The organism is uncultured Gimesia sp., from assembly GCF_937919775.1.
Taxonomy (GTDB): domain Bacteria; phylum Planctomycetota; class Planctomycetia; order Planctomycetales; family Planctomycetaceae; genus Gimesia.
The window spans coordinates 1-6017 of the sequence record NZ_CALFPF010000086.1; the positions used below are offsets into that span (position 1 = coordinate 1).

Here is a 6017-nt window from a genome sequence, read left to right on the forward strand (position 1 = left end):
TATTCTGCAGTGATTCGATCAACATTATGAATCTTCCCTGCTCCTGCTGTGTTGAACGTGTTTCTGTACGAATCTGTATCATAACAGAATTGCATCAGAGATTAGAGCGCGGCCAGTCATACTCCAGCAGTGATTCGCTGAAATTTCGTGGCCGTGCACTTACCGCATTCTGGAATCAGACTGGTTTCTGCGCGATCAGAATATAGTAAGGCACTTTCAAGAGCGGCAGAAAGGGGAGACTTCCCTGATTTTCCGCAAGTGAGATCACCTGAAAGCGATCCAGCAGGTAAGGCAGATGGTCCGGATTCAGAAAGACATTATCGCCGGCGAACCAGACCGGCCAGAGATTTCGTTGAATCCAGGCGTGAGCACGAAGATCTGCCTGCGGATATTTTCGCGCGACATAAAAATCGACAATTCCCAGTATGCCGCCGGGGCGCAGTAGATCCCAGGCATGATTCGCAGCTTGAAACCAGTCGGGAATCATCGTCAATGAATAGGAAAAGGTAATCAGATCGACGTGCGATTCCGGCGGAGCAAACGTAGTCGCGTCATCACAAACCGCTTTGATGTGAGACCAGCCTCGCTCAGAAATACGTTGCGAACAGACATCAAGCAGTGGCTGGCACAGATCCACGAGGTAGGCACGCTGAAACTGCTGAAGCCTGTTTCCCCACAGTTCTGCATTCTCGCCGGTTCCGGCTCCCAGATCGACCCAGACTCCGTTTTCAGGAACAGGCAGGCTTTCAAATAATTCACAGCGCCCGTGCAATAAACGTTTGCGAAACTGATCGTAACCTGCAGCCTGTCCCTCATAAAACGAATTCAGACGTTCGGCGTGGGTTTGTCCGTCAATTCGGGAAATCAATAGATGCCATAACGTTTTGAAATCATTCAGCCGCGCACTCAAATTGCTCATTAGCCTCTGCTTTCTATCGAAACCGATCAGGGCAACACCTTCAGCGACAGAGTCAAACCAGCAAATCCGCAATGTAGAAACTGCCGTAGGTATTGACTCGATCCCGTTCATGCAGCTCAGACGCCAGTTGACTCTGGTATTGCAGTAATTCACCGACTTCCTGTTCCCGCCCCTCTCTCTGTACTCTCAATGGATCAATAAAATCGACTTTCATCCCGGCGCTGCGCCAGATGATCCGGGCCTGTTGTGCCGCCCGATCAAGGATCGCCTGCCATTCATTCTGGAGCATCTGGGGCTGCGCGCCGGCCATCCAGTCCATGTGATCTAGCAGCACATATCGGGAAATCTTACCCCGATGTTGCTTCAAAAACCCTTCCACGGTATTGGTATTCACCGTAATCCGTTCAACCAGCCCGACCTTGAGACGCTCAAAGTTTTCCGGTTTGAGATATTCGGGACAGCAATCGCGTTCGTAACTCCCCGTCAGATAAACGCGCCAGAAATAGTTATCGTGCAGAGATCGGCTGGTGAAGACAGTTTCTATCCGGTCGATCACAAACTGCACTATGCCGCCGGCATAACATTGATCGATCTGTGTCCGCTGCGGGCGGGGCACCCCCAGCATGGACAGTGTCAAATCCCGCCGCATCCACCACTTGATCATGCGCGTCCACAATAATTCATTTAAGTTGCGCGACTGATAAATCGAACTTTGTTCCGTCACATCGCGGGCCGCCAGTAATGAATTGATGTCATCCCGAATTTTGGCTACCCGATCGATGTAACAGTTCACAAACCAGGCAAACAAGCCGGAGGAACCGCGGAAGTAAAAACTGGAGCGTTTCCCTTCGCAGGAAAAGAACTTCCCATGTCGGTCCCAGTATTTTTGAGCCGTCAATGAGAGACCGGATCGCAATTTTTGTGGATATAATGTTTCCCAGTTCCGAGATTGCCCCCGGCCAAACAGCTCAAAAAACGATTCGAAATCCAAATTCCGAATGGCGGACAGTTTCAATTCCAGCAGTGCATTTTGTTTCGGATTCACATCGACCGCGTGTACCCGACGCGGCTCGTCCAGCAGGTAATCCAGCACATTACACCCCGCTGACGTGATGACCAGAACTTCATCCTCCGGACCAATCTCCAAAGCCCGTCGATCGAGGCGAGGATCTTCCCAGCAGGTGTTGTAAACCAGGTTCCCCTGATGCACCAACTGAAAACTCTTACTGCTAATTCGTTCAGAAATCATAAAATCCGCTCCGGTGATAAAAGGAAGACAGGGTTGACTAACGACGAATCAACCGCAGGGGGTGACACCTTTTTAGAAAACGAGCCAACAGACCTGATAGCTCAACTTCCGCATATTCGTGAGGCAGAGCATTTAGTTCGGCGGACGGTGTTTTGAAAATCTGCTTTTGAATAGCGGGAATTTCCTGGTCGAAATACACAATCTCCATTTCTCCATCGCTGTATTCAATGAGGGCACTGCAATGCTCCACCCAGTCACCGGTGTTGCAGTAATTGATACCATCTATATCCAGAATATTGGGAGCGTGGATATGACCGCAAATGATGCCTTCGCAGAGTTTCTGTCTGGCATGACTCGCCAGCTTCTGTTCGTAATCGCTGATGAATCGCATCAACTGCTTAACGCGTGATTTGACAGCAGAAGAAAGTGCAAATTTAGTCTGATCGTTTCGTTTCAACAGACGGTTGAATAACGTGTTCGCCGTCAGTAAAACATCGTACGCAAAGGAGCCGAGCACGGATAACCACTGCGCACCGGTCTCGAACTTGTCGAACTGATCGCCGTGAATGATCAGAAAACGGCGACCATCCGCCGTAATATGCACGAATTCATCGGAGAGGGTGACAAAACCAAAACTTTTCCCAAAATCGCGCAGAAACTTATCGTGATTCCCAGGCGTATAAAAGATTTCGGTCCCGTTATCACTCAGTTCTTCGACCCGGTCAAAAATAGCGTTATAGCTTTGTGGCCAACGCCATTTCTTACGCAGCTTCCAGCCATCAATCAGATCACCCACCAGATACAGCGACTGCGGTTCATGCGATTTGAGGAATTCCAGAAATTCATCCGCCCGCGAGTGCATACATCCTAAATGCACATCGCTGACAAAAATCGTTCGAATTTGTCGACCAGCCGCTCTGGCTCCAGGTTTCTCGGACACGATCATATCATCCTCCTTAATGACATTGCTCCGCGAAAACGCTTGCCCGCTTCATTGATGGCACAGCTCTGACTGTGATTTCTTTTTGTCCTGTTTGCATTCTGAGGGGGATGATACCAACCAATTATTCGCTGGTGATGAATCCCAGGTTAAGGTCTTGCGAATTCATAAAAGTCATAAATCCCCTTAGATTAAAAATCCAGTTAAGGATTCGCGATGAACAGATGAAGCAACCCGTGTGATCACCGGCGAGGAACCTGACTTCTCATGGAACACCGAAAGTTCTATGATCGCTGACACAGAAAGGCTTTACGTTTCCTGTTTCTGATAACCACTGCAGGTAAGCTCCATGTATGATTTAACTCCCCTGAACATTGCACTGGCCGCAATGCTGGTTCTGGTAAATGGCATCATTTCAGTCTGGCTCAAGTTGAATATGGAAAAACGGTTGTTGCTGGCGTCTGTTCGTACGGTGGTGCAATTGCTGCTGATCGGGCTGATCCTCGAATGGATCTTTAAGCTTTCCTGGTGGCCTGTGATTGCGCTGTTGATGTTTACAATGACACTCATCGCCAGTCTGACCGCAGTTCAACGTTCGCAACGCCGCTTCCCAGGCATCTGGTTGAACAGTATGGTAGCTGTCTTTGCCAGCTCCTGGCTGGTCAGCGGATTTGCATTAACGGTCATTATTCCTCCCCAAAACTGGTCCGCGAACCCGGCCCAATATCTGATTCCCCTGATGGGAATGATTTTGGGAAATACGCTAAATGGAATCTCTCTGGGACTGGATCGACTGAGTGAAGAATTAGTGATGCGCAGAGCGGAAGTGGAACTGAAACTCACATTGGGTGCCAGTAGAAGCGAAGCAGCCAGAGAAGCATTACAGAACGCAGTCCGCTCGGGCATGACACCAATTATCAATTCGATGATGGTGGTCGGTCTGGTTTCATTGCCCGGATTAATGACGGGGCAGATTCTGGCCGGTGCGAGCCCGCTGGAATCTGTCAAGTATCAGATTGTCATGATGTTTCTGATTGTTTCAGGCACCGGGCTGGGGACCGTAATTTCCGTTCTGCTGGGATATCGGCGTCTGTTTAATTCGAAACACCAATTTCTGTTTGATCACATCACTCGCGTCGGATAAAGCAAAACAGATTCAACCGGAGTTTACTCGAAGGTCAGCTTGTCAAACAGTTCTTTCAGCACCGATTCCGGATAGAGTACGAACGATATTTCGCGGCTTTGAATGACTGCGTTGGCCTTCATCTGCTGACGCACGGTGTCCAGATCCTCGTTAATCTGCCCCCGCAGTTTCGAGGTCAACAGAGCCAGTTTGGCATCGAGGTCCCGCAGTTCTCGAAATCGCTGCCGGTTATGGCGTCGACGTTCCATCTGGTCAATTAATTTGCTCTGATCTGAGCTGGCAGCGTGCTGCTCGCGGATCAACGTCTGCTTGCGCTGGAGCAGGGGAGCAGCTTCTGAACGTTGATCGGCCGTCAGGTGACGGTCCGAATTGAAATCCAGATCCCGCAAGATGCGCTCCAGACAGGTTTCATCACAATGCTGCACATCATAAGGGGCACAAAACGGCAGAAATTTTGTAGCCGACAGTGTCAGATAACGCGGAGGAGTCAAATGAAAAAAGCGGGTAAAAATCCGGTCTGTCATTTCGTCATATTTGGCACCGCCAATCCCGTGAACGAACAGATCACTGAGAAACAAGCGGGTAAACAAGGTCGTCGTCAAGGCCCGTGTTCTTAAGCGAATCCCCTGCGCCGGCAGTTGCTTCAGAATTTCGATCGCGGCAGATAAATCGCAGTTTTCGGACATCGGCAGGGTGGTAATCACTGCCTTCCCGTCTGAAAGCTGAATGTTCTCCTGATCCCGCTTGACGAACAACTGATGCCGCCGCGTTTCTCCCGCCCGCCAGATCCAGAATGGAGATTCGATCCAGCCTTCCTGTTCCGAAAGTTCCGGGACAGGGTGAGTTTTACTCCGCACGCGATTTACCTTACGGTACTCGCCTAAGACTTCATTATGTGTCGTACGAAACTGCTCGGCGAATTTAAACAGATAACAGGCAAACCATAAAAACGGACTGGTCGTACAAAGGCGACTGATCGGAAGTTCCAGGTTCTCAATCCCCCAGCGTTGTTCCTGCGCATGACGGGCCGCTGCCAGACAATCAGCTAATCGGTCGGACACATCCATATGCTTAATCGCAGCAGGCCAGATTTCCCGCAACAGAGGAGCGGGGAGTTCAGGCCACTGCTTGAGTGTTTCGTCAACCCGTTGTGCAAACGATTGGAACAACCCCCTGTTTTGAATCGTCGTTTCTTCCCACGGCTTTTTCTTGATTGACTCATCAAAGGAAACTTCGGCAAAAAACGGGGCAGAACGATCACCTTGTGGTACACGAATGGATGTGGAACTGACCAGATCATTATCGACGATCAGATTCAGACTGAGCCCCGCCGTCTGGCGGGCCACTTTACCAATCAGCAGATTCTTCACCCACACACCGGGATGATATAACGCAGGCTGATGACCGGTCATCAACAACAGACGATCGTTGAGATCCTGTGGCAGGGAAACGGTGCTTCCCGTCAATTCCGAAGTATACCGCGCGGCCTCTTCCAGAACGGCACGACGCGCCCACTCTCTGAGACCGGAAATAATTTTTCCGCTTCGGTCCCGCGAACAGGCGCTGAACATACTGCGGTTTTCTTCCGCATCACCGATAATCTGACTCAGATCAGGGCGGGCAAAAATCGCATCATCGTATCGTGGAACCAGTAAATCCTGCTTCACCCAGACTGGTTCCGGCACCGCATCTGCGCCGGAATCAAATCGGGAATCGGGATTCTTACAAGGAAAAGGAGTCACTGAAGACATTTCAATGCTTTAAT

Annotated in this window: 5 protein-coding genes; 1 reads left to right on the forward strand and 4 read right to left on the reverse strand. The window is 50.1% G+C overall.

The features are described 5' to 3' along the window. Positions 1-175 precede the first annotated feature (175 nt). The 3 genes from Q0294_RS02240 to Q0294_RS02250 are packed head-to-tail and all read right to left on the reverse strand — an operon-like array spanning position 176 to position 3108. On the reverse strand, positions 176-919 hold the full coding sequence (locus tag Q0294_RS02240; RefSeq protein ID WP_299460489.1) for a class I SAM-dependent methyltransferase: 744 nt from the start codon (positions 917-919) through the stop codon (positions 176-178). Positions 920-971: 52 nt separating this feature from the next. Then, positions 972-2168 (reverse strand): BtaA family protein, encoded by a 1197-nt coding sequence (locus Q0294_RS02245; protein WP_299460492.1) that lies wholly within the window; start codon positions 2166-2168, stop codon positions 972-974. A 37-nt stretch (positions 2169-2205) separates the two neighbouring features. Further along, positions 2206-3108 carry a UDP-2,3-diacylglucosamine diphosphatase gene (locus Q0294_RS02250; RefSeq protein ID WP_299460495.1) on the reverse strand — a complete coding sequence of 301 codons (903 nt, stop codon included), beginning with the start codon at positions 3106-3108 and terminating at the stop codon, positions 2206-2208. A 349-nt stretch (positions 3109-3457) separates the two neighbouring features. On the opposite strand from Q0294_RS02250, the gene fetB reads away from it, so the two are divergent. Beyond that, the gene (gene fetB / locus Q0294_RS02255; protein ID WP_299460497.1) at positions 3458-4252 is read left to right on the forward strand and encodes an iron export ABC transporter permease subunit FetB; all 795 of its coding nucleotides are present in this window, start codon (positions 3458-3460) and stop codon (positions 4250-4252) included. A gap of 23 nt (positions 4253-4275) precedes the next feature. Here fetB and Q0294_RS02260 read toward each other — a convergent pair whose 3' ends face one another. Then, positions 4276-6003 carry a hypothetical protein gene (locus Q0294_RS02260; RefSeq protein WP_299460499.1) on the reverse strand — a complete coding sequence of 576 codons (1728 nt, stop codon included), beginning with the start codon at positions 6001-6003 and terminating at the stop codon, positions 4276-4278. Positions 6004-6017: the final 14 nt, after the last annotated feature.